This is a genomic window from Robertkochia marina, assembly GCF_004799345.1.
Lineage (GTDB): Bacteria > Bacteroidota > Bacteroidia > Flavobacteriales > Flavobacteriaceae > Robertkochia > Robertkochia marina.
The window spans coordinates 818,478-843,141 of sequence record NZ_SSMC01000002.1 but is presented as its reverse complement, the minus strand read 5'-3'; the positions used below and the strand labels follow the sequence as shown (position 1 = coordinate 843,141).

The following is a 24,664-nucleotide window of genomic DNA, read 5'->3' as shown; positions in this document are numbered from 1 at the left end:
AAAAGACGATGAAAAAATTAGTAACAATTCTTGTTTTTATTGGCCTCGTAGTATCGTGCAAGACCAATCCGTTTACAGGAAAAAAGACGTTAAATTTCCAGGATAACAGTGCACTGTTTCCCTCTGCCTTTCAGCAATATGATGCCTTTCTCGCCGAAAATGAAGTGATTCGAAACACAGAAGAGTCCGAAATGATCAAGCGGGTAGGACAGCGAATTAAAATTGCTGCCGAACAATGGTTTAATGCCAACGGATACCAGGGGTACCTAAATGATTATCGATGGGAATATAACCTGGTTAAGAGTGAGCAGTTAAATGCCTGGTGTATGCCCGGAGGAAAGATCGTTTTTTACACCGGAATTTTGCCCGTATGCGAAACTGAGGCGGGAATTGCAGCAGTAATGGGGCACGAAGTGGCGCATGCCCTTGTAGATCATGGGGCCCAGCGTATGAGTGCCAGTACGATACAAAAAGGAGTTCTTGTTGCCGGAAACTTGGCCACCATGAGTGATCGGGATAAGAATTTAATTTTCAATGCCGCCTATGGGGTAGGGTCTACAGTTGGGGTCATGCTGCCTTTTAGCAGAAGCCATGAAAATGAGGCCGACCTGATCGGGCAGCGATTAATGGCCATTGCCGGTTATGATCCGATGGCGGCTGCTAATTTGTGGGAACGTATGGCCGAGTCAGGTAACGGAGGGCCACCGGAGATTCTGAGTACCCACCCCAGCAGTTCAACACGTATTCAAAACCTAAGGGCCAATGCGCCTAACGCAAGGGCAGAGGCTGCGTCATTCGGGGTTACAGAATTTCAAAACTAGACCGTCAGAAGTAAAATGTATATATTGGAAGCCGTTCTCTCCAGGAACGGCTTTTTTATGAACCAACCTTATGAATCAACTCGCTAAAGGAAGTAAGAAACTTTTAAATGCCTGGGCCTTTTATGATTGGGCTAATTCTGTATATAGTTTAACCATTGCTTCCGCCATTTTCCCCCTTTATTACGGGGCTCTCTTCAGGGCTTCGGGGGTAGAAAAAATCGAAGTCTTTGGGGTCATGATAGCAAGGGCGCCGCTTATTGTCTATGTAACAGCTGCCGCTTTTTTGATCGTGTCGCTCATTAGTCCTATTCTTTCGGGAATTGCCGATTATGTTGGAAATAAGAAGGTCTTTCTTAAGTTTTTCTGTTACCTGGGGTCACTTTCCTGTATCGGGCTGTATTGGTTTTCTCTTGAAAATATTTATTGGGGGTTATTGGCCTATTTGTTGGGGCTTATTGGGTTTTGGGGGAGTATTGTGTTCTATAACTCCTACCTTCCTGACATCGCCCGACCCGAACAGCAGGACAGTATAAGTGCTAAAGGATACTCTTTGGGCTACCTGGGCAGTGTTTTGTTGTTGTTGCTCAACTTGTTGATGATTATGAAGTTTGAGTGGTTCGGGTTCACAAGTGAAGCCTTGCCAACAAGGCTGTCATTTGTCATGGTAGGTATCTGGTGGGCCGGATTTGCCCAATACAGCTTTTATCATCTTCCTGCAGGAAATGATAACAGCGGTAAGGTGCACCGAAGATTACTTTTGAACGGCTACAGAGAATTACGATCAGTATGGATCAACCTGGGAAATGATAAAAGACTCAAAAGATACCTGGGGGCGTTTTTTGTGTACAGTATGGCAGTGCAAACCGTGATGCTGGTAGCCTCCTACTTTGCCGAAGAAGAATTGGAGTGGAGTAGTGCCGATGAACGTACCGTGGGGCTCATTGTGTCTGTATTACTGATACAGTTGGTGGCTATCCTTGGTGCATGGCTTACTTCAAGAGCCTCCTTTAAATACGGAAATATTCCCGCCCTAATAGTTATCAATATCATTTGGGTGGGTATCTGCGTATATGCTTACACCGTTAAGAAACCAGTTCAGTTCTATTTTGCAGCATCTGTGGTTGGTTTGGTAATGGGAGGTATACAAGCGCTTTCCCGTTCAACCTACTCTAAATTCCTTCCTAAAACCCAAGACACTACCTCTTATTTCAGCTTTTATGATGTGGCAGAAAAAGTAGGGCTCTTTATAGGGTTGACCCTTTATGCTCTGATAGCTCAGTACAGTGAAAGCGTGCGAAATTCAGTGATATTTTTAGGAGTATTGTTCGTTATTGGGGTGTTTTTGCTGCTTCGGGTACCTCTTAAAAATGACGGTGATTAGCTTATTGCCGACCAAATTCATTGACGATCTGAACCCCGCTGGAGGTGCCAATTCTATGGGCTCCGGCATCAATAAAGGCCCGGGCTTGTTCATAGTTCTTGATGCCGCCCGAAGCCTTGATAAAAGCAGAGTTTCCAATGGCGTTCCTGATGATTCGTATATCGTCTAAAGATGCGCCCCGTTGGCCAAACCCGGTGGAAGTTTTTACAAAATCAGCTCCTCCGTCTACTACCGCCCTGGAAGTTGCTTCGATCTCCGATTCACTAAGATTACTGGTTTCAATGATCACCTTCAGTTCGGCTCCGGCAATGGCTTTTTTTACAAAGTGTACCTCCTGTAAGACCCGGTGATAATCTTTTTCCTTGATCCATCCCTGGTTCACCACCATGTCAATTTCTGAGGCCCCGTCAGATACAGCATGTTCTGCTTCTGCTATCTTTGATGCAGTGGAAGAAGCTCCCAGGGGGAAACCAACTACTGTGCATACCAAAACAGGGGTGTCACGAAGCTGCTCGTAGGCTGTGTCTACATGGGACCCATGTACACAAACCGATTTGAATTTGTACAAATTAGCCTCACTGCATAAGGCAATGATCATTTCTTTGGTGGCAGTCGGATTTAAAAGGGTGTGATCAATATAACCGTTTATAGTATTCATGTTCTAGATTTTAAACCGTTGATTCATGGTATCTATGATAACATTCATGGCGTCGGAAAGATAGGAGGCGTCGTCAGAGACCTGAGACATAAAAACAGCACCCTGTATCAGGGAAAAAAATCTTTTGGCGTAAACAGGGCCGTTAATGTTTTTTCTGATGGTACCCTGAGCTTTTCCCTGCTCGATCAGATCGGTAAGTATTTTTTCGATCTGATCAGCGACCTCCAGAACTCTAAGATTCATTTCAGGGTTGAGGTGTTTACTGTCTGATCCGTAATTGATAATGGGGCAACCGCCAAATGGGGAGGTGAAGTCTAAATATTCTTTATAAAAGGTGGTAAAGTGAAACAGTCCTTCCATGGGGGATGCTGCTAAAGAAACCCGGTATTGAAGCCGGGAAGTGATTGTTTTCGCCAGATGGTCAAAACACTGCAAATAAAGATTTTCCTTATTCTTAAAATTTCCGTAAACCGCTCCCTTGGTAAGTCCAGTGGCCGCGGTAATATCATTTAAACTGGTCGCTTCATACCCTTTTCGGTTAAAGATCGGGGCTATGGTTTCGGTTATGAATTGTGTGGTTCGTTCCGCTTTCGTGATCATACCCAGGTGTTTGCTTACCGAAAGATAATAATACTGAACGGTATAATCGTGATCTTTGAGGAGTTTTATAAAAAAGGCCCCTCCGGTGATCCGGAAGGGCCTAACTAACCAACCAACTTAAAACTAAATAATCCAGTCACGAATTATCTACCTTCATTTTAAGCAAACTATCATTACAGAAATAGTCGCATAGTATCACAAACACTTACACTATAAGTCAGATTTATTTACAAGGTCGTCCTGATTTCTAAAAACGATCTCGTCGTTAAAGGCATCCAGCAGAATAATACTTTCTGTGCTAACTTTTCCTGAAAGAATGTCTTTAGATAATTGATTCAAGACTTCTTTTTGAATGACCCGCTTAACAGGTCTGGCCCCGTATTGAGGGTCATAGCCTCGTTTTGCCAGGTGCGCCAGCGCCTCGGGAGTGGCATCGAGGGTAATTCCCTGCTTGCTTACCATCCTGGTAAGCTGCTTAAGTTGCAGACCTACAATGTCTTTGATATTTTGTTCTGTAAGCGGAGTGAACATAATGATATCATCAATTCTGTTAAGAAACTCCGGACGAACACTTTGCTTCAGTAACCCAAGGACCTCTATTTTGGCGGCCTCCATCGCGCTGAAAATATCATTGGTATTATCAAATTTTTCCTGAATAATATGGCTTCCCATATTACTGGTCATAATAATGATGGTATTTCTGAAGTCTGCCAAACGGCCCTTATTATCAGTAAGTCGCCCTTCATCGAGTACCTGTAAAAGAATATTGAAGGTATCGGGGTGCGCTTTTTCGATCTCATCGAGTAATACCACCGAATAGGGTTTTCTCCTTACTGCTTCGGTGAGCTGTCCACCTTCATCATAACCAACATATCCGGGAGGTGCTCCGACCAATCTGCTCACTGCATGGCGTTCCTGGTATTCACTCATATCGATGCGGGTCATGGCATTATCATCATCGAATAAATATTCGGCCAGAGCCTTTGCTAATTCGGTTTTTCCTACCCCGGTGGTACCCAGGAAAAGGAAAGACCCAATGGGCTTTTTGGAATCCTGTAATCCCGCACGACTTCTCCTGATCGCATCAGAAACACTTTGTATAGCCTCCTCTTGCCCAACCACTCTTTTGTGGAGCTCATCTTCAAGAAGTAAGAGCTTTTCACGTTCGCTTTGCAGCATCTTGGTTACGGGTATTCCGGTCCACTTGGCCACTACCTCGGCAATATCCTCATTGGTAACCTCTTCTTTGATCAGGCTGTTGCCGCTTTGCTGCTGCTCCAGCAATTCCTTTTGCAGCTCATCCAGTTTCTCCTGGGCTTCCTTGATCTTACCGTACCTCAACTCAGCTACCTTACCGTAGTCTCCATCCCGTTCTGCTCTTTCGGCTTCCTGTTTTAAATGTTCGATCTCTTCTTTGGTGGTTTGAACCTTGTCTACCACTTCCTTTTCACTTGACCATTTTGCATAGACTTCGTGGCGTTCATCTTTCAGATTGGCCAGGTCGGCATTCAGGGCTTTTAATTTAACCTCGTCATCCTCGCGCTTAATGGCTTCTATTTCGATCTCCAACTGCATGATCTTACGATCCAGTACATCCAGTTCTTCAGGTTTGGAGTTGATCTCCATTCTCAACTTGGAAGCTGCTTCATCCATAAGATCAATGGCCTTGTCGGGAAGGAAGCGATTGGTAATGTACCGCTGTGAAAGTTCTACCGCTGCGATGATGGCTTCATCTTTTATACGCACCTTGTGGTGGGTTTCATATTTCTCTTTGATACCCCGTAAAATGGAAATGGCACTTTCGGTATCGGGTTCGTCAACCATTACTTTTTGAAATCGTCGCTCCAGAGCTTTATCTTTCTCAAAGTATTTCTGGTATTCATCAAGGGTGGTAGCCCCAATAGCTCTTAGTTCTCCTCTTGCAAGGGCCGGTTTAAGAATGTTAGCGGCATCCATAGCGCCCTGTCCGCCTCCGGCACCAACCAGCGTATGAATTTCATCAATAAACAGCACAATATTGCCGTCGGAGGTAGTAACCTCTTTAATGACTGCCTTAAGTCGCTCTTCAAACTCCCCCTTGTATTTAGCACCTGCGATCAGGGCACCCATGTCAAGAGAAAAGATCTGCTTGTCTTTTAAATTTTCCGGCACATCGCCCTGAATGATTCGATGAGCGAGCCCTTCTGCAATGGCTGTTTTACCCACACCGGGCTCTCCAACAAGCATGGGGTTGTTTTTGGTTCTTCTGGATAGAATTTGTAAAACCCGTCTAATCTCTTCATCACGTCCGATCACGGGATCCAGCTTTCCGTCGTTGGCAAGCTGGTTAAGGTTTTTAGCGTATTTATTTAGAGAATTATAGGTGTCTTCAGCACTGGCAGAGGTTACCCGGTCTCCTTTCCTGAGCTCTTCGATAGCAGCCTGCAATGCCTTTTCAGTAATGCCCTGATCTTTTAACATCTGAGCGATCTTACTGTTTGATTTAAAGATGGCCCAGATAAGATGTTCTACACTTACAAAGTCATCCTTCATTTTTTTGGCCAAATTAGAGGCCTCATTGAGTGTGGTTCCTGCAGATCGGGACAACATTAATTCTCCTCCTTCCACTTTTGGAAAGCTCTGTAAGGTGCTGTCAACCATTTGTTGTATCAGGCTGAGTTTAACGTTAAGCTTTTTAAGCAGGAAGGGAAGTACATTTTCATCGACCTCAGTAATGGCCTTGAAAATGTGTTCATTTTCAATTTGCTGATGACCATAACCCTGGGCGATCTGTTGCGCCTGTTGGATGGCCTCTTGCGATTTTATGGTGAAATTATTTAAATTCATGTTTTTTATTTCTATTATAGTTCTTGATCGCAAGTATACGGTCAATAAATATTCCAATTCATGATACAGGTCAAAATGGCTGTTAATGAAGCTTTTAAGCAGACATTTTGGCGCTGATGAGTTTTGTTCAAGTGCAGTTAATGACCTGAAAACCCTTATAAAATGAAGCTATTCGGTTCAATATTAGGAGGTACTAATAAACCTGAAAATTCGTCACTTTCGTGGCAACACTTAACTGATCAATTAATGCTGGAGGAGCTGAAAGAAGTTTCGTTCGAGCAGCCCGTAATGGTTTATAAGCATAGTACACGTTGCGGGATAAGCAGTATGATGCTCTCCAGGCTCGAGCGCAATTACGACCTGGAGCAGGACGCCCTCAGGTGTTATTTCCTCGACCTTATAAAATACAGGAACCTTTCAGAACAACTGGCAGAAGCTTTTGGGGTAAGACATGAAAGTCCCCAGGTTATGTTGATCAGGAACGGAAAGGCTGTGTACCATGCTTCTCATGGCGATATAGATCTTACGACCATTAAAGAGTTTCTGGGGCTGTAACTCTTCTGAAAAGGGTGTAAATAAAATTTTGAATCTTCCCACCGGGTGTTTGATGATCGTAAAAAGTATGCTCGATCAGTTCAAAATTAGCACCAAGATAACTTTGTAATGTTTTTACATCGTATTGGCGAACCGGTAACCCACTGCAACGGTCAGGTCCATCTTCAGAGAAGGTGGCTAACACCAGATACCCACGGGGCTTTAATGCCGTTTGCAAGACTTTTTTATAGGCTTTAAGGGCTTCTTCTGAGTGTAAGAAATGAAACGTGGCCCTGTCATGCCATACCTGATAGGTTCGGGAAGGGCTAAATTGTGTAACATCTGAGCATATCCATCTAACCTCAGAAGCCCTTTTTCCTAATCGCTTCTTCGCTTTTTCCAGCGCATGAGCCGACAGGTCAAGCGCCGTTATGTCGTAAAACCCTTCTTTCAGGGCCTGGTCAACAAAATAGCTGTCGCCTGCTCCAATATCGATAACAGACAATCCCGAACGTTCAGGCAATGCTTTTAACCATTCAAAAACAACTCCGGGCTCTTCCTGGTACCAGCTTGCTTTTTGGTGATCCTCCTGCTTCTTATAAACCGCTTCCCAATGTTCTATTAGGGTTTCCTTTTCCATGGTATTCAATGCTCAGGTTAGAATCATTAAAATACAAAAGACCTGAATCATTTCCGCATCATACATTGAGTATTTGGGGTGATTTTGAAAGAAGAAGATCCTTAAATCTTGCTTTTTCATCGCAATGAAAGAAAATGGCACTAGCCTCTGAAGTTAATCCATAGAACCGGTTGATGGTAACCGGCTCCTTGAGGTGTAAAGCGATATTGTGCGGCTCCAGTTCACCTAAAAGGGCCAGTTTCCTGGCAGATGTATCTCCGGGGGTACCTGTGGTAAACTCAATGCGGGATATTTTATCATACTCTATGCGAACCTCCGAAAAAATTCCATATCGAAGGGTCAGCGCATCCTGTTCAAATTCATGTAATCTGCTTCGTAAGGCTTTCAGATGTGCGAAAAGCTGAATTCCTGAATAAACACTTAATCCGAATACGATCCAGGCCAAGGTGGTATGAATGCCCAACAAGAACTTGTGCAGCCATACGGTTTCTACGATCAAAATAAGCAAGATACCGGCCATGATAGAAACAATGCCACTTTCCTTATATCCTGAAAAACGTGTATTTGAGACAATACCGGCTTTCCAGTTTCCTAAGGCGTACCAGAACATGGCCAGTTCGGTAGCAAAAATGGCAGCAAAGCGTTCTGAACTCGTAAAGCCCGAACAGGTATTTCTGATCACCTCGTAGGCATCGCGATGCTCTCCGGTCTGCTTTCTGATGCTAGAGATCGTTTTGATGGTCTTATAGATAACATATCCGGCTAAACCCAATTCGAACAGGGGTAGTACGTAATACCTTATAAGGTCAAGAGTTTCTTGGTAGGATTCAGGTATGATAAAGGAAGAAAGTACAATCGAGAAGATCGTAACGGGTAGTACAGAAAAATTCGGTATTCGGGTTCTTGCAATGATCAACAACCAGCAGATGGGGAGAAGTACCACCAGGTCTATCGTAATGCCAAGGGCCAAGCCGGGCCTGGAAATTATTTCAGGGTTATTGGCTAAATGCCAACTACTCAGGAGTATGATAAGAGGTATGAATAAAAACAGCAGGCGTTTTTCCTTGAAAAGAGAAATGGCTTTGGTCATAACGTTTTGGTTTACACCATTGGTCACTGAAAAAGGTGTAATGTTACATTTCCGGGTAGCATATTTAGAGCACTGAAGCTCCGCGTTCTAAACTACTGCATAACTATTCTCTTCTGCATTATTGCAGTTGTAATAGAGTAATGTGATAATGATTAACGGTTTACTGTACTGCTCTTAAATCCACCCAAGGGCCCTTACAATGACAATGAAAGCAACCAGGATCAGACCATATACGAGGAGGAGTTTTCGGGTGGCAGAATGATGTTTCCTGCGAATTCGTTCTTTGATGTTTTTAAGCTCCTGATCGGTCAAAAAGAAATTTGTACAGGTTTTCTTTGCTCCGACTTCCCTGGATTCAGATGATGTAAAATCATCAGATCGGTGATCTCCGATTTGATCGGGTTTCGTTAAAAGGATCTCTTTTTTTTGGTTACCAGTGTAGTGCATAGTCTAAGATTGAGAACAAACCGGGGGCAGCGAATGTTGATAGGTTCATATCTATAAATGTATGAATATCTATAAATTACCTATAGATTCTGTAAGTTTTTTATTAACATATTATCCACTTTTTTGGTTTTTCATTGCACTGAAACAGTCTGATGAAAATATAAAAAGCATCGATAACGATTAACACTATGAGTAATAAAGCCTATTCCAGGAGAAATTTTACAGGGATTTGAAACCTTGCGTTCCAGGCCGCCTCACTATGGTTTGCTCCTTCAAATTTCAGGCTTTTGTAATTGCGGCTCGTATAGCCCTTGGCTATAAAGATGGTGTCTGCCTTTGTCTGTATACCTCCGTACAGGGAGTCCAGGGTTTGAGTGCCATGATCAAAATAAAACCGATGATCCAGGGCAGGGGGGATATTTTCAGAAAGATATTGGAGGAATGCATCGGGTATAGGGTTATTCTCTAAAGTAAAAACCCCGGGCCAATGCGTTGACAAACAGGCTGCACCTCCAAATACCTCTGGGTATTCACAAATGGCGTACATAGAGATCAGGCCTCCCATACTTGAACCTGCGATATAGGTTGAAGGGGCATCTTTCAAGGTGTTATAGGTAGTGTCTATAAAAGGTTTGAGTTCTTCAACCAAAAATTTCAGGTAGTTGTCTGAATACACTTGCCGGCTAAACAGATCAGTTTCTGCATTACGCCTTACCCGGTTTACCAATGAATCCTGAACATGCGGTGGTAATGATTCAAAGGGTTTTTGAGGAAAATATTCAGAATGACGGTAGATACCACCGTTCCAAACCCCTACTACAATAAGTGGGGCAATCTCATTTTTAGAGATTAGTTGTGCCATAACCTCGTCTACACCCCATTCCTGTCCATTCCAGGATTTTTTGGCATCAAAAAGCATTTGCCCATCATGCATGTACAAGACCGGGTAGGCTTTATTCTGATCGTAATCCGGGGGGAGCCAGACATCTATATTTCTTTCAGGAACATGCTGAGATGGAAAATCTTTGTAATGATGAAGGGTACCGTAAGAAACCTCGAAAAATGAGGTTTCAGATCGGGTTTGACCGAACCCGGGTGTTATATACATTGCAGTGATTAGCAATAGTGTGAAAAATAAAGCTGTACGTTTTTTAAGTTGGAAGTAGTTGTTGTTTGGCATCACTTTACTAATGTTTACACGAATTTAAAAATTTGAAGGGGCATTCACGAGGTCGTTATGAGGTGATTTGCAGTAAAAGCAGTCGCAAGGAGGTTCTTTGAAGTAGCTATTGTGAATAAAGGTAGTAACTTTAAATAGTAAACCTTTAATTATCAAGCCGATGTCAGTTATAAATAACTTTAATTTTGTGTCATTGGGATCCCTGGGAGATCCTGATGATTACCGCCCTGACTCCTATATCTCTTTTAATGTTGATCCCGGCGAAAATGGGAAGAGGGTAGAGCAGATGGTAGTTTTTCGGGAAAGAATAGCACCGGGAGATCAAATTCCCTTGCACAGGCATACGATGGAGGAAGTAATGATGGTGGATAAGGGAGTGATACAAGCCAGGATAGGAGAGAATGAGCACACGGCAAGGGAGGGTAGTGTGATATTTATTCCGGGTTTAGCGCTGCACGGTTTCAAAAACATCGGCACTGAGATCGCACAAATAACGGCAGTATTCCCTTCAAGGCATGTTGATATTTGCTATGAAGGCCGGAATCCGGCGCCCGGTACTGAAAATGATGCTCCGCAACCTCCTGTGAATATTGATGTGCGGGCATTGGCCGAGGGTGATCTTAAAAATGCCGTAGAGGAGGTCTCAAAAGATAGGTTCGAACAGAAATGATAAACCCGATCTGAGCTGGCAGCTGTTTTGTAATGGGTAAATCAGGTTTTCACCTTATTCCACTGTTGCATTTCTTCAAGGATAAAGTCAAGGCTTGTTTGCCAGGCATTCATGGTGTTGGGGGTTTTGTTAGTTCCCAGAACGGTATCTATGGTCTCTAAAAGTGCTTCTCTTACGATAGGGTAATGTGCTGCGGTAACACCGTATTGAACATGATTCTTACCCAGTGCTTTAATACCTGATATCAAATGATCAGGTCGGGCGAGCGTATAAACAATACCTGATAGCATATGGGTAAGTAATCGCCCCTGATCCTGCATATTTCTTTTGAAAAGTAAACGGGTTTCCGGGCTTTTTTCGAACACTTTTTCATAAAATATATGAGCAAAAGCGTCCTGGTCATTGAGCATAAGATGTAATGAAGACTGAAGCTCCAACTGAGAATCCATTTCTTTAAAGCCCTTGATCTCGGTGAGTTGGGCCAGACCTTCTTTTCCCGCAAGTTCCAGCTCAAACTCCTGTCCGGTGTCCAGGATGTTTTCCCGGATACTGTTCATGACATTAAGAGATACCAGGATCTTTGTTTTTGTTGTCTTGGTCATTCCCTGAATACGGCTGGCCACATTAACCGGGTCTCCGATCACCGAAAACTGACGGTGGGTGGGGTGTCCTAAATGGCCTACATAGGCCTTGCCAAAATTAATACCGATACCAGATTTTAACTCCAGGTCGAGATCTTTCAGTTCTACCTTATTAAGGTGTTCAAGGGCGTATTGCATACCCAGGGCAGCGCGTATGGCATCTGTGCAGTTCTTTTCACGGGTACCTCCTGTAGTCCCGAATACTCCGATGATCTCATCTCCCACATATTGATAGATGATGCCGTTATTCATGAGTATAGGTTCTCCCATAGCCGTATAGAACCTGTTGAGCATATAGGCCAGGTCAAAATTCATGTTTTGAGACGACATAGGAGTGAAGTTGCGAAGGTCACAAAAAAGTACTGCAATAGGACGTTCTTCTGCTCTTCCTTCAGGAGCGAGTTCTTTCTGCAGGGCTGTTACCTCTGCCATAGACCATATAAGCCGCTGTAAAACCACAGGTCCTTTTGGATAGGTCTGGCAGGCCAGTCTGATGGAAGGATCCCATTTTCTTATGAAGGAAGCCTCTCTTTCGGTAGGTGTCTTTGCCGATAAATTCTGTATACCATCCAACACCCGTATCCTGCAAGTAGTGCATCGACCATGCCCCCCGCATTCATGTAAATGCGGTATTTGATTCCGGGTTGAGATATCAAGAATAGAATCAAGATCATCCTGAACTTCAACCTGTTTGTCCAAGCCTGCGTACGTTATTTTGAAAGACATTCTAACTGCTTAAAAACCAGTCAATTCGAAACTGATGATTAAATGTAAGCATTAATTAAACAAGTTGTTTAAGCAGACCTGATTAAATGATAGGTTATAAGCCCTTAGTATTTCTTTAAGTAATAAGTTTGTTTAGCAAAAGAAATCTATAAGAATCAAGTTATTCACTAACTAAAACCGTCATTCTTATCTCGGTAGAAATATTGGATGGGAGCGATCCCATGCCAACGGCTGCCCTGGCATGCTTACCTCTGTCGCCAAAGATCTCAACAAGCAGGTCTGAGCATCCATTAACAACCTGAGGGTGATCTGTATAATTTGGATCGGCGTTTACCATGCCCAACACCTCCACGATCTGCTCGACCTTGTTCAGGTCTCCTATCTCTGCCTTCAGGGCATTCAAAAGTTGTATGCCCGATAAACGCGCCGCCATATAAGCCTCTTCGGTAGATACTTCTGAGGGTACTTTTCCTGTTATATAGGTGCCGTCGGCCTTTCTCGGGCCTTTACCTGCTAAAAACACCAGGTTTCCTGCCCGTGTAGCGTTAACATAATTTGCAACAGGAGCCGGGGGAGTGGTAAGGGTAATCCCCATGGAATCAATACGCTGCTCTACATCGTAGGAGTATAGAGGAGTACTTTGCGGTTTGGTTTGTTTTATCTGCACACAGGAAGTGATCAAAAAGAGACTGAAGAGCGCAACGAATATTTTCATAGTTCTAAGAAAATTAAAGGGTTTTCTCTAAATGTACGAAAACATTTACAGAGAACCCTTTCTAAAACGTTGACTGCAGTGGGTTGACAGCCTAATTTGTTCGGTCGTGGAATTGTTGTCCCTTAATGATATTCTTTAATCTGTTCTTGATGTCTTCTCCTGCATTGTATACCATTTCTTCATTGGTTGGGAATGGAACTACCTTGGCTTGTAACAATTCCAGGTCTGTGGCTCCCAGGGCTCTTCTGTCGCCGTCATGTTGGGCGTAAAAATGTCTGAAAACGAATTCTGAGGCCAGCGGATATGAATTGATGATCTGCTGATTACCAAGATCTTTGAAAGCTACCTCCCCCGTTACATTAACGGCTTTAAACTGTGTGAACTGTTGAAATCTGGTTCTCACCGTAATGAATTTTTCAACTTTAATATCGTTACCCAGACTGTCCTTTTTGACATTTCCGTTCCCGTCAAGAACATAGTCGTATCCGTCCTGAACCTGCTTTTCTCGAATTACTACCTTCTCACTCACCTGATCGGGGGTAAAATTGATATCCCTGATGGCCAGTTCCATCTCATAATCATAGTTGATCTCTTCTAATGGCTGGTTGTGGTATATGGTCCAAAGATCGTTTAGTCCATAGGTGTTAAAGTTAAGCAGCTCTTCCTCAAGCCGTGCAGGTATTACTTTATCACTTTCATTGTGCATAAATACCTTTACATAGTCTGTGCCCAACTGATGCGCCTTGTCCATCAGAACCTCGGCATCTCTGTATCCTGCGTTGATATTTGTTAAATAACTCAGGTCGTCGTATGCCTTTCTGAAATCCATTTTGCTGCGTGCGTTTTCAAGCAGTCCTTTGGCATTATCATAGAGATATGAAGAGAGCTCATTTTTCGCATCGATCAACACATTGGTGTAATCTTTAAAATTAAAATTGGCCATACGATCTTCCTCTTGCAGTCTTAATGGCAGGAGGGGTCGAATTCGGTCTTGCCGGTTATTTATCCTGCTGTACGTCTCATAGATCTCTTCCAGGTCTGCGGGATTACCACCGGCACGCAGATATTTTATCTGCTGAAGGTCGCGGTCTGTAGCCTTTTTAAAGGCTTGCTCAAGCATTACAACATAAGGTTGATTGCCTCTTTTGGTTTTATTATCACGCAATTTGTCAAGAGCTATGGTAATAGCCCCATCGTAATTCCCGGAGTTCAGAGCCACCTGTGTTTTTTTCACACTGCTGCATCCGGCAATAAGTAGTATGGAAAAAAGGAGTAATGCTTTCTTCATAGCTTTCAGTGGGTAAATGTTCATGGGGCTAAAGTAATAAAAAACCCCCTATGTATTAAATAGGGGGTGTGAATTCATATGTAATTTCTTAAACGTAATTACTTCTTTTTCTCCTTGTTAAAGGTCGGGAGAAGTTTGGTGCTTACTTTACCGAAACCGATACGGGTAACCCCGTTATCACAATAGCCTCTTAGGGTAACGGTATCACCATCTTGTATGAACTTACGTTCGGTACCGTCATTCAATGCGATAGGCTTTTCTCCTTTCCAGGTAAGTTCAAGCATGGAGCCATAGGTTTCAGGGGTAGGCCCTGAGATGGTTCCGCTTCCCATCATGTCACCACTGTTTACATTACAACCGTTCACCGTATGGTGAGCAAGTTGTTGTGCCATGGTCCAGTACATGTATTTGAAATTACTTTTGGTGATGGTTTGTGGTTTACCACCATCAGGGGTCAGGTCGACCTCCAGATTGATGTCGAAACTTTTATTGCCTTCATATTGAAGGTATGGCAGGGGATCGGGCTCTTGCTTTGGTCCTGCAGTTCGGTATGGCTCCAGGGCATCAAGGGTAACGATCCATGGAGAAATGGAAGAGGCAAAGTTTTTAGCCAGGAAGGGCCCGAGGGGCACATATTCCCACTTTTGTATGTCGCGCGCACTCCAGTCGTTAAGGAGTACCATTCCGAAAATATAATCTTCGGCTTCTTCGATCGGAATGGGTTCCCCCAAATGATTTGCATCAGTGGTTATGAACGCCATTTCAAGTTCGAAATCGACAAGTTTTGAAGGGCCGAATTCAGGAGTTTCTTTTCCGGCCGGAAGGGTTTGCCCCATAGGTCTGTGAACAGGAATTCCACTTGGAATGATTGACGAACTCCTTCCGTGATATCCTACAGGAATATGCAGCCAGTTGGGCAATAGTGCATTGTTGGGATCACGGAACATGGTACCAACATTGGTGGCGTGTTCTTTACTGCTGTAGAAATCGGTGTAGTCGCCTATCTGAACAGGGAGCTGCATTTCAATTTCATTGAGATCAAAAAGAACGATCTTGCGATGTTCCTGGTTGTCTCTTAAATCCGGATTATCCTTGTCGAATATTTCTGCTATGCGGTTTCTGACCAGTCGCCAGGTTTTTTTACCATCCGATATAAAATCGTTGAGCGTATCCTGCAGGAAGATGTCATCGGTAAGAGGGATGTCTTTAAAGTATCCGAGTTGATGTAACGCTCCGAGATCGATGGCCTTATTGCCTATACGTGTACCGATGGTTATGACATCATCACGTGTCAGGAAAACTCCAAAAGGGATGTTCTGAATTGGAAAATCTGAGTCTTTGCTTACATCGATCCAGGATCTTCTGGAAGGATCATTCGCTAAAATTGGCATAGTATCGTTGTTGATTTTATGTTCAAAAAATAGATTTTAAAGGTATTAAATTCTCCTTATTAACCGAATGTAATTACTATTTTTGACCATTCTTTAACGAAAAAGTGTACCATGCAAAGAGACGAACAAATATTTGAACTGATCCAGGCAGAAAAACATAGACAGTTAAATGGCCTGGAATTGATAGCTTCTGAGAACTTCGTAAGTGATCAGGTTATGGAAGCTGCCGGTTCTGTTCTTACTAATAAATACGCAGAGGGTTATCCCGGAAAACGTTACTATGGCGGATGCGAGGTAGTTGACCAGGTGGAAACCATTGCCATTGAAAGGGCTAAAGAATTATTTGGAGCTACCTGGGCAAACGTTCAGCCTCACAGTGGTTCTCAGGCAAATACTGCCGTTTTTGCTGCATGCCTGAAACCCGGAGATAAGATACTTGGTTTTGACCTGTCTCACGGGGGGCACCTCACACATGGATCTCCGGTAAACTTCTCCGGAAAACTTTACAACCCCGTATTTTATGGTGTTGAGAAAGAAACAGGATTATTGAATTATGACAAGATTGCTGAGATCGCTGAACGTGAAAAACCCCAGATGATCATTGCCGGGGCTTCAGCCTATAGCCGCGATATCGATTTTGCACGGTTTCGTGAGATTGCCGATCAGGCAGGGGCATTATTGTTGGCCGATATCTCTCACCCTTCAGGACTTATTGCCAAAGGTGTTCTTAATGATCCAATACCACATTGCCATGTGGTAACCACTACTACTCATAAAACATTAAGAGGTCCGAGAGGAGGATTGATCATGATGGGCGAAGATTTTGAGAATCCATTCGGACTTACCCTTAAGAACGGGGACTTGAGAAAAATGTCATCACTCTTTGATAGTGCCGTGTTCCCGGGTAATCAGGGAGGACCTCTGGAGCATATTATTGCAGCCAAAGCAATTGCGTTCGGAGAGGCCCTTACTGACGATTTTCTTCATTACATTGTTCAGGTTAAAAAGAATGCCGCAGCCATGGCGAAGGCATTTGTAGATATGGACTATCATATTATTTCAGGAGGTACTGACAATCATATGATGCTTATCGATCTGAGAAATAAAGATCTTAGTGGGAAGGTGGCTGAAGAAACGCTCGGAAAAGCAGAGATCACTGTAAATAAGAATATGGTTCCTTTTGACGATAAGAGTCCGTTTGTAACCAGCGGAATCAGGATCGGAACAGCGGCCATTACAACCCGTGGATTGAAGGAAGCGGATATGCAAACTGTTGCAGGGCTTATCAATGAGGCGTTGATGAATCATGATAATGATGGCAAACTGTCGGCAATTAAAGACGAGGTGAGCGCTCTGATGGGGCACCGACCTTTGTTTAATTACTAAAAGACTGATGCCTTAACATAGTGAGAAGCCCCGGATCGTTGTTCCGGGGCTTTTTTATTTTTACACAATTATGAGGAAGATCTTTATTATCGGTTATGTATGGCCTGAACCCACCGCTTCTGCTGCGGGTATTCGAATGCTGCAGCTCATTCGATTTTTCAGAGAGCAGGATTTTGAGGTTCACTTTGGCTCCCCCGCCCAACAGGGAGAACACGGCTTTGACCTAAAGCGGATGGGGGTGCATTGTCATGATATACGGGTTAATGATGATGATTTTGATGTCTTAATTGCCGGGATTGATCCTGAGGTGGTTATGTTTGATCGTTATATGATGGAGGAACAATTCTCATGGAGGGTGGCAGAAAATTGTCCTCTGGCCATTCGTATCTTGAATACAGAAGACCTTCACTTTCTCAGAGCCTATCGAAAAACCCTTGCGAAGCAACATAAAGATTTCGATCTGAATACTTTAAAAGACCAGTCGCTAACCAAACGTGAGATTGCAGCTATTTACAGGTCAGATATGTCGTTGATCATTTCAGAGCATGAAAAACAGCTCCTGGAAGATGATTTTGAAGTACCTGCTTCTATCTTGGTGTATCATCCTCTTTTTATTGAAGACAGTTTAAAAGACCGGAGATCAAAGCTTCTTTCTTTTGAAGATCGAAAAGACATGGTTATAGTTGGCAATTTTCTTCATGCCCCAAATGCGGATGCTGTAGAGGTATTGAGATCAGGGCTTTGGGCAAGGATCCGTGAGCGACTCCCGGAAGTGACGCTTCATGTTTACGGGGCCTACATGCCAGATCACCTGAAAAGCAATGCCCTTAAAAAACAAGGAATGATCTTTCACGGCAGGGCAGAAGATGTAGATACGGTAATGCGTAAAGCACGGTTGTTAATTGCACCTCTTCGCTTTGGTGCGGGATTAAAAGGGAAATTGATCAGGGCCATGGAAAATGGGCTGCCATCTGTAACCACACCAACAGGGGCTGAAGGAATTGCAGGAAAGGCTGACTGGCCAGGTGAAATTGCGCGCTCAGAACTTGAATTCATCGAGGCGGTTGCAACGCTTTATCAAACTGCTTCAGCATGGAACCAGGCCGTACATAAAGGTTTTGATATTATTGACCGAAAGTTTGACAGGAAAGGATTCGAGATAAAATTAATGGGACGTATTAATGCCCTGGCATTGGATCTGTTATCACACCGGGCTCAAAATTTCACAGGAATGATGCTGTTAGACCAGCGATGTATGGCTTCCCGATATCTCAGCAAGTACATCATGGCCAAGAATAAGAATTAGTTTCCTTGGAATTCATAGGCTCCCGCATCAGGAGTTTGGTCTCTCAAGTTACCAAGTATATCTTCCCGGGCTTCAGAAATAAAATCAGCAGTACCTATATTGATCGCAGGTGATGAGGACGAGAGTTGAAAAGGGTCAGGAGCATCGCGCACGAACTCAGGATCACTATTAAGAAGTATCTCTTCGTAAATGTTACCGTCGGTAAAATCATAGAGAGGATTTTGCAGTAGATCGCTGTTATTAGTGTCAAATTGAAGTATGCTGTTTCTGAAAAGAATATTGAATGCTTCCTGTTCATCCCGGTCAAAGAGCATTTCAATCCCTGCATTTCCGGAAATGATATTATTTGTGAATTGAGCCTTAGTAAGGGGGGAGGTAGATCTTTCGCCAAAGGAGGTTTCTGTATAATTACTGATCAGAAGGGCCGGCAGGCTGCGAGGACCTTGATTCCAAAAGTTGGCTATAGTACAGTGTAAGAGTTCGTAATTGCCGCCTTCAGCGAGAAAAACCGAAACCTGGCCCGCACTGCCGGCAATGGTGTTCCGGGCGTAAAATGAAGTGTTTCGGGCCAGAATATTAATATTGGCACTGTTGAGAAATCGCGAATTAACGATGGTGGTTTTAGGGGGGGTCAATTGCGGGTCTCCTTCAGCAAAAAGCCCTATGACGGCATTTTTCACTGTTAAATGTTCCAGCCGGTTGTTTGTGCTTCCCGCTGCCAGCCAAATGGTACCCCATTGTCCGGGTATATCGCTAAACTCAGGTTCCAGGCGGTCTCCTTCAAAAATAACCTCCTTCTCCATTACCTCAGTATCATTGCTTTTACTGCCCAGAACATGCAGGCTCGCCCCTTGTTGTACCAGGATGCCGGAGGCTTCGTGAAAATATACCCTGGAGCCTTCCTGGATTTCAAGTACTTTTCCGGCGGGTACTGCAGCATACCCGTAAATAACATAAGGCCTGTTGTTGGTAAAGGTGAGTTGATCGTCCTGAAGCACAAATCCTTCTATGCTTACGGGTTCTCCATTTTCATCAACCCCTATAGGGAGCGACTCGGTGATACCATTCTCGCGTTGAGGAAACAGGAAGATGGCATCTCTTACCAGGGTAACCAGAGCAACCTCCTGCTGCGTATCAATGTTACCGAAAACCACGGCATCGGTAGCAAGAAAAGAAGGAGAGCTAAGGGTGTCCAGATCGAAAGTGCTTTCAACAAAAACAAAAATACTGTCGTTCGCACTGATCTCTACATCAGAGAAGGCCTGTCCTGAATTTCCGTTTACATTAAGACGGAAGCCACTGTCGGCGCCGGCTTTCAGATAAACAGAGGGAATTCGGATATCGTCATTCGAGGTGTTGTATACCTTAAAACTATAGGTGGATGAGCTCAACGAATTGAATACGGTATCAAGATAAACAGTGTCTTTAGAAAAAAGCAATTCGCCTGAAGCATCGCGATAGTCGAAGTTTTCCCGGCAGCCTTCCAGGAACATCAGGAATGGAACGATAATAAATACCCATCGGTATTTGAACATAGGGAATTGTTTTTTTAAAAATAGGTTAAAAAACCAAAGTACCGTCTGCTAATCAAATAATTCTATCAATTCCGGTGTCAACCGTGTCGGTCGCTTGGTGTCTTTGTTAAGTAAACACCATTGGGTGGTTGCTTTAACCAGGAGTTTGTTATTATCTTCCCGGCTGATCTCTACAACCCGGGTAGAGGTAACTCCTTCTGACTTCGTGACATAAGTGTTGATCAATAGTGCATCTCCTTCAAAAGCCTGCCCCTTATATTGTATATCATGTCTTAAGACCATCCATATATAACCTTCCTTAAGAGCCTGGGTGGCTACTTCGTTCCAGTGTGCCTCTGCCGCATCCTGCACCCATTGAACATATCGCACATTGTTTACGTGTTCGAGGGCATCAATATCGTCAGATTTTACAAGAAGTTGGTATTGATAGGTTTGCACTATTGCTTTTCTTTGATTTGAACCTCAAATATCTTATCCCAGTTTTTACCGGTCACAAAAAAGGTTTGTCGCCCCGGGTGGTATGCGATCCCGTTAAGCACATCCAGGTCATCGTGTTGCGTTACCTTGCTTTTAAGCCCTCTGAAATCAATAACTCCTGTAATGGCACCCGTTTTGGCATCAATGATCATAGCGCTGTCTTTTAACCAAACGTTGGCGTAAATGGAGCCGTTAACATATTCCAGTTCATTTGCTTTATTAAATACAGAGGTATTGGTGACGATCTCCAGATGATCGGTTTCCTGTAGGGTCTCCGGGTCAAGGATCCATATCTTGTCTGTGCCGTCACTCATATAAATTCGCGTTCCGTCATTGGTAAGGCCCCATCCTTCTTTACTTTTCCCGTATTTAAAGGTAGCGGTTCTTTCAAAGGTGTTCAGGTCATAAACAAAGCCTGTACGAGATTGCCAGGTGAGCTGATACACCTTGTTATTCATGATGGTGATCCCTTCGCCGAAGTAGTTAGCGTTTAAAGCGACCTCTGAAAGCACCTTTCCGGATTCAAGATCTATCTTTCTTAATGCCGATTTTCCTTTTCTTCCTGTACCCTCATAAAGAGTATCATCATGAAATTCCAGCCCTTGGGTAAACGCATTGATGTCGTGGGGGTAGGTGTTAAGAATTTCATAGGTATAGATCTTCGGGGCATCGGCAGCCAATACCAGCAGACTTGTGGAAACATTGAAGACCTTTTCTCCGGCAAAAATCGTTGCTTCAAGGTCCTGCTCTCCCAGTTTTTCCGGGGTCATAACCACCGCATTATTCTCGGGGTAGATCCTGGAGTCGTTAAGGAAATATTGAACAGAGTCGAACTCTATATTCTTCCGGTTCTCCAGGGTTATAGATACTGACTCTCCATAATTGATCTTTGCGTCTTTAGCGGCGGCTTTTAAAGAAAAATATTTTTCCGTTTTTTTTTCATTATTTCCGCAGCCAATGGCCAGAACAGATAAAATACTGAAGGTTAAAATTTTATGTATAAACATAGGGGTTGTCGCTTTTGGAAGGCAAGGTATTTAATAAAAATTACATGGTAAAATTATTGCGCAAGCTTAAAGAGTTTGTATATTTGCACCCGGCAAGTCCTACACGACCAGCTCCTGCAGAATCCCCCAGGGCGGGAACGCAGCAAGGGTATGTGGTCGCAGCGGTGCGATGTAGGTAGCTTGCCGTTTTTTTTTATATCTTCCGGGCTGAAAAATCATAGCTACCCAGATCATAAAATGTCTAAAGTTGTTCTAATTACAGGCGGTTCTTCTGGAATCGGAAAGGCAATAGGAGAACACCTCGCTTCTCAGGGTTATATCGTATATGGTACCAGCAGAAATCCTGACAGAATTCAAAAGACAGACTTTAAATTCAACTTACTGAAACTCGACGTTACTGATCCGGAAAATGCCGTTAGTTGTATTTCTGAAGTTATAGAACGTGAAGGGCATATTGATGTGTTGGTCAATAATGCCGGAGTGGGTATAACAGGTCCTGTTGAAGAGACACCAGACACAGAGATCAGAAAGGCTTTTGATACTAACTTCTACGGTCCTATCAATCTTATGAAGGCCGTTCTGCCTCATATGAGGAAACAGCGTTCAGGTCTTATAATTAATATCACATCTATTGCCGGTTATATGGGCTTGCCTTACCGGGGAGTGTACTGTGCTACTAAAGGGGCATTGGCTTTGGTGGCAGAAAGTATGCAAATGGAGTTGTATAGAATGGGGATAGAAATATGCAACCTGGCTCCCGGTGATTTTAACACCAATATAGCCAGTGGCAGGTATCATGCTCCCATATTGGAAGCTTCTGATTACGGAGAGAACTACGCCCGTGTGATGAATGTGATCAACGAGCAAATGCAGGATTCTTCAGATCCGGCTCTGATCGGTAAGAAAGTGCAGCGCATTATAGAAAGTAAGAATAAAAAACTGCATTACAAGGCAGGGGCTTTTATGGAAAAGGTTTCTGTAAAGCTTAAGCAATTACTGCCAGATAAAGTGTTTAATAAATTACTGCTTAACCATTATAAATTATAACTTTGCCCAGCCTTTAAATTTTTGACCTTCGGGTCGGCAGAGGTGTTATAGTGATACATAAAATCGTTTTAAAATTCTTATATGAAATTTTTTATAGATACTGCAAACCTGGCTCAGATAGAGGAGGCCGAAGCCCTTGGAGTGTTAGATGGGGTAACCACTAATCCGTCGCTTATGGCAAAAGAGGGTATTACCGGAAGGAATAACATTCTGAAGCATTACGTAGATATATGTAACCTTGTAGAAGGAGATGTTTCTGCAGAGGTTATTGCTACCGATTTTGAAGGTATTATTAAAGAGGGAGAGGAATTAGCAGAGCTTCACGAACAGATCGTGGTAAAGGTGCCTATGATCAAGGATGGTGTAAAAGCTATCAAATATTTTTCTGATCAGGGTATCAGAACCAACTGTACTCTTGTTTTTTCAGCAGGACAGGCTCTATTGGCTGCCAAGGCCGGAGCTACCTATGTTTCTCCTTTTATCGGAAGACTCGATGATATTTCAACAGACGGACTTTCCTTGATACAGGATATCAGAACCATTTATGATAATTATGGTTTTGAAACCGAAATTCTTGCTGCTTCTGTAAGACATACGATGCACGTGTTAGACTGTGCCAGGATTGGTGCTGACGTAATGACCGGTCCGCTTTCAGCGATCACCGGCTTGTTAAATCACCCCTTGACCGATATCGGTCTGGCCAAGTTTCTTGAAGATCACAAGAAAGGGAACTAATAGTAATATACTGACTGTATAAAAAAAGCCTGCGTGATCAACGCAGGCTTTTTTATTTTTATGTCAATGACAGTAAACATACACGTCAGATCTTTTTCATATTCGCCAGTTTCTCATGTACCCTGGAATATTTAAGAGGGGTGGTGTTGTAAATATTTCCAAATCCTTCAATAACCTTACCTTCTTCATTAACCACTACCATCCTGTCGAGATTCAAATAGGCAAAATGTTTAATGATGTATCTCATTCCGGGGGCCCGCATATGCAGATCTCCTTCCAGTTCGAGTTCCTTCATGGTATTTATCCACTCGTCATGACTGGAGTCCAGGTTAATACTGATAAACTGGAATTCGGGATAAGACTCCTTTAGTTCCTTAACATGTCTCAGCGTTTTTCTGGCATGTCTTTTCTCCATGGAGGTCCATAGATAAAAAACGGTTTTTTTGTTGAACCAGGTAGAGTCAATATTGTGTTTTTCACCTTTTTGGTCATAGAGCTCCAGCGTAGGTATGGCATTGCCACTTCGTAACGCAGCAACTGCATTATGCATACGCTTAAGGTCGGGTGAGATTTCCCCGTTATTCAAGTCTTTATAAAAGGCTATAAAATTCTCATTGCTTTCTTCGTTGTGATCGTATTGAAAGTACTTGATCGCGGTTCTCTCCATAAAATATGAGCGAAGGTGAGAAAGGGAGACCATGCTGTCAATGAGATTTAAGCGATGGGTACTGTAATGATAAACCTTAAGTTTGCCGCCGGGCAGGCCGCATTTTACATTGCAGCGGTCTCTGGTTAGTTGATCAAGATAAACGCTTAGATATTCTAAATACAATCCGAGGTCGGCCAGCTGTTGGTCATTTTTATCTACCTTTTCACGATGTTCATAGTAACCGGCGGGTACCTCCGGCATTTCTTCAAGGCCTAAACGGTACTTATGCTCGCTGGCATAGCGCTCCTTGTGTGTAAAGTGCGGAAGGTCTATAGAGGCTTTGGTGACGTGTTTCGCTAAGGGAGATAAGTTGGTTTCTGCAACCATTTGCTCGTACTCCTCAATTTTCATAGAACGAATAGAGTCCATCTTTCTAACAAATACCTCCGGGGTTGCGTTGTAGAATTTCTGCATCAGGTAGCGTTCGTCTTCCTGAAGCAGCCACATGTCAATAAGAAAATTATTCTTTATTGCGCCTTCGCCGGTAAACATCAGAGATTCGTCAAATTCCAAGGTGTTTAGTCGCAGCATCAGGCTGTCTTCCTGTTCTAAGATAATGTATTGCAGTTCATTCCCATGGCTGAAACTGTAAACACCTTCCGTAAACTCGTTGAGCTTGAAATGAAAACGATTGTTTTCGTCAAGAGAGGAAGAGTCGATTTTGGCATCCTTAAAAAGAAGATAAACTTTATCTTCTTTCGGATTTACAATTTCTCCTCCGAAATAGGTGTATGTTTCTTTTTCGGAGCAACTCAAGGTCATGAGAGCTATAAGTCCCAGTAATAGTCTATTCATGCATCTGTTAATCTGTTCATATAATCAAGGAGATGTCCTCTTTTTCCCTCATTATAACA

The 24,664-nt window shown here is 43.3% G+C and carries 23 protein-coding genes and 1 other RNA gene; 9 read left to right on the top strand and 15 right to left on the bottom strand.

Translation table 11 applies throughout. The annotated features are described in order from the left end of the window. The first annotated feature begins 8 nt into the window (after positions 1-8). Complete coding sequence (locus E7Z59_RS10125) at positions 9-821, top strand: M48 family metallopeptidase (RefSeq protein ID WP_136336199.1); 813 nt, start codon at positions 9-11, stop codon at positions 819-821. A 70-nt stretch (positions 822-891) separates the two neighbouring features. Further along, on the top strand, positions 892-2,202 hold the full coding sequence (locus E7Z59_RS10120) for an MFS transporter (RefSeq protein WP_136336198.1): 1,311 nt from the start codon (positions 892-894) through the stop codon (positions 2,200-2,202). Between the two features lies 1 nt (position 2,203). Here the strand turns inward: E7Z59_RS10120 and deoC are convergent, their stop codons facing one another. From deoC to clpB, 3 genes are all read right to left on the bottom strand, one after another. Beyond that, on the bottom strand, positions 2,204-2,860 hold the full coding sequence (gene deoC, locus E7Z59_RS10115) for a deoxyribose-phosphate aldolase (protein ID WP_136336197.1): 657 nt from the start codon (positions 2,858-2,860) through the stop codon (positions 2,204-2,206). Between the two features lie 3 nt (positions 2,861-2,863). Next, complete coding sequence (locus E7Z59_RS15485) at positions 2,864-3,460, bottom strand: TetR/AcrR family transcriptional regulator (RefSeq protein WP_136336196.1); 597 nt, start codon at positions 3,458-3,460, stop codon at positions 2,864-2,866. Between the two features lie 210 nt (positions 3,461-3,670). After that, the gene (gene clpB, locus E7Z59_RS10105; protein ID WP_136336195.1) at positions 3,671-6,286 is read right to left on the bottom strand and encodes an ATP-dependent chaperone ClpB; all 2,616 of its coding nucleotides are present in this window, start codon (positions 6,284-6,286) and stop codon (positions 3,671-3,673) included. 162 nt (positions 6,287-6,448) lie between these two features. Here clpB and ytxJ point away from each other — a divergent pair, with 162 nt between their 5' ends. Further along, on the top strand, positions 6,449-6,841 hold the full coding sequence (gene ytxJ / locus E7Z59_RS10100) for a bacillithiol system redox-active protein YtxJ (RefSeq protein ID WP_136336194.1): 393 nt from the start codon (positions 6,449-6,451) through the stop codon (positions 6,839-6,841). Here ytxJ and E7Z59_RS10095 read toward each other — a convergent pair. The 4 genes from E7Z59_RS10095 to E7Z59_RS10080 all read right to left on the bottom strand — a co-directional run bounded on the left by E7Z59_RS10095 (position 6,819) and on the right by E7Z59_RS10080 (position 10,105). Continuing rightward, positions 6,819-7,460 (bottom strand): class I SAM-dependent methyltransferase, encoded by a 642-nt coding sequence (locus E7Z59_RS10095; protein ID WP_136336193.1) that lies wholly within the window; start codon positions 7,458-7,460, stop codon positions 6,819-6,821. The genes ytxJ and E7Z59_RS10095 overlap by 23 nt on opposite strands. Before the next feature lie 58 nt (positions 7,461-7,518). Beyond that, complete coding sequence (locus tag E7Z59_RS10090; protein ID WP_136336192.1) at positions 7,519-8,550, bottom strand: hypothetical protein; 1,032 nt, start codon at positions 8,548-8,550, stop codon at positions 7,519-7,521. Positions 8,551-8,724: 174 nt separating this feature from the next. Then, positions 8,725-8,997 (bottom strand): hypothetical protein, encoded by a 273-nt coding sequence (locus tag E7Z59_RS10085; RefSeq protein ID WP_136336191.1) that lies wholly within the window; start codon positions 8,995-8,997, stop codon positions 8,725-8,727. 202 nt (positions 8,998-9,199) lie between these two features. Next, positions 9,200-10,105: an alpha/beta hydrolase gene (locus tag E7Z59_RS10080; protein WP_242015685.1), complete on the bottom strand. Its 906-nt coding sequence runs from the start codon at positions 10,103-10,105 to the stop codon at positions 9,200-9,202. A gap of 232 nt (positions 10,106-10,337) precedes the next feature. Between E7Z59_RS10080 and E7Z59_RS10075 the strand changes: the two genes are divergently transcribed. Then, the gene (locus E7Z59_RS10075; RefSeq protein ID WP_136336189.1) at positions 10,338-10,847 is read left to right on the top strand and encodes a cupin domain-containing protein; all 510 of its coding nucleotides are present in this window, start codon (positions 10,338-10,340) and stop codon (positions 10,845-10,847) included. A gap of 41 nt (positions 10,848-10,888) precedes the next feature. Here E7Z59_RS10075 and E7Z59_RS10070 read toward each other — a convergent pair whose 3' ends face one another. The 4 genes from E7Z59_RS10070 to fahA all read right to left on the bottom strand — a co-directional run bounded on the left by E7Z59_RS10070 (position 10,889) and on the right by fahA (position 15,608). After that, positions 10,889-12,187 (bottom strand): adenylate/guanylate cyclase domain-containing protein, encoded by a 1,299-nt coding sequence (locus E7Z59_RS10070; RefSeq protein WP_168731283.1) that lies wholly within the window; start codon positions 12,185-12,187, stop codon positions 10,889-10,891. A 187-nt stretch (positions 12,188-12,374) separates the two neighbouring features. Further along, entirely contained in the window at positions 12,375-12,929 is a 555-nt protein-coding gene (locus E7Z59_RS10065) for a RidA family protein (RefSeq protein ID WP_136336187.1), read from the bottom strand. A gap of 91 nt (positions 12,930-13,020) precedes the next feature. Then, the gene (locus E7Z59_RS10060; protein ID WP_136336186.1) at positions 13,021-14,217 is read right to left on the bottom strand and encodes a hypothetical protein; all 1,197 of its coding nucleotides are present in this window, start codon (positions 14,215-14,217) and stop codon (positions 13,021-13,023) included. A 98-nt stretch (positions 14,218-14,315) separates the two neighbouring features. After that, entirely contained in the window at positions 14,316-15,608 is a 1,293-nt protein-coding gene (gene fahA, locus E7Z59_RS10055) for a fumarylacetoacetase (RefSeq protein WP_136336185.1), read from the bottom strand. 111 nt (positions 15,609-15,719) lie between these two features. Here fahA and glyA point away from each other — a divergent pair, with 111 nt between their 5' ends. Both glyA and E7Z59_RS10045 read left to right on the top strand, forming a co-directional pair. After that, positions 15,720-16,994 (top strand): serine hydroxymethyltransferase, encoded by a 1,275-nt coding sequence (glyA, locus tag E7Z59_RS10050; protein ID WP_136336184.1) that lies wholly within the window; start codon positions 15,720-15,722, stop codon positions 16,992-16,994. 70 nt (positions 16,995-17,064) lie between these two features. Continuing rightward, on the top strand, positions 17,065-18,300 hold the full coding sequence (locus E7Z59_RS10045; protein ID WP_136336183.1) for a glycosyltransferase: 1,236 nt from the start codon (positions 17,065-17,067) through the stop codon (positions 18,298-18,300). Here E7Z59_RS10045 and E7Z59_RS10040 read toward each other — a convergent pair. The 3 genes from E7Z59_RS10040 to E7Z59_RS10030 are packed head-to-tail and all read right to left on the bottom strand — an operon-like array spanning position 18,297 to position 21,319. Further along, a complete protein-coding gene (locus E7Z59_RS10040; RefSeq protein ID WP_136336182.1) occupies positions 18,297-19,835 on the bottom strand; it encodes a hypothetical protein in 1,539 nt (512 codons plus the stop codon). The two genes, E7Z59_RS10045 and E7Z59_RS10040, sit on opposite strands and share 4 nt — an antisense overlap. Before the next feature lie 48 nt (positions 19,836-19,883). Beyond that, positions 19,884-20,273, bottom strand: a complete 390-nt coding sequence (locus tag E7Z59_RS10035; RefSeq protein WP_136336181.1) for an acyl-CoA thioesterase — start codon at positions 20,271-20,273, stop codon at positions 19,884-19,886. Beyond that, complete coding sequence (locus E7Z59_RS10030) at positions 20,273-21,319, bottom strand: glutaminyl-peptide cyclotransferase (protein WP_136336180.1); 1,047 nt, start codon at positions 21,317-21,319, stop codon at positions 20,273-20,275. The genes E7Z59_RS10035 and E7Z59_RS10030 overlap by 1 nt, the downstream gene beginning before the upstream one ends. Positions 21,320-21,409: 90 nt before the next feature. Here E7Z59_RS10030 and ffs point away from each other — a divergent pair. The 3 genes from ffs (at position 21,410) to fsa (ending at position 23,101) form a co-directional block, all read left to right on the top strand. After that, positions 21,410-21,508: signal recognition particle sRNA small type (gene ffs / locus E7Z59_RS10025), an RNA gene on the top strand. Between the two features lie 48 nt (positions 21,509-21,556). Then, positions 21,557-22,366 (top strand): SDR family oxidoreductase, encoded by an 810-nt coding sequence (locus E7Z59_RS10020; RefSeq protein ID WP_136336179.1) that lies wholly within the window; start codon positions 21,557-21,559, stop codon positions 22,364-22,366. Positions 22,367-22,447: 81 nt separating this feature from the next. After that, entirely contained in the window at positions 22,448-23,101 is a 654-nt protein-coding gene (fsa, locus tag E7Z59_RS10015; protein ID WP_136336178.1) for a fructose-6-phosphate aldolase, read from the top strand. A gap of 85 nt (positions 23,102-23,186) precedes the next feature. Here fsa and E7Z59_RS10010 read toward each other — a convergent pair whose 3' ends face one another. Continuing rightward, the gene (locus E7Z59_RS10010; protein ID WP_136336177.1) at positions 23,187-24,605 is read right to left on the bottom strand and encodes a TlpA family protein disulfide reductase; all 1,419 of its coding nucleotides are present in this window, start codon (positions 24,603-24,605) and stop codon (positions 23,187-23,189) included. Between the last annotated feature and the right edge of the window lie 59 nt (positions 24,606-24,664).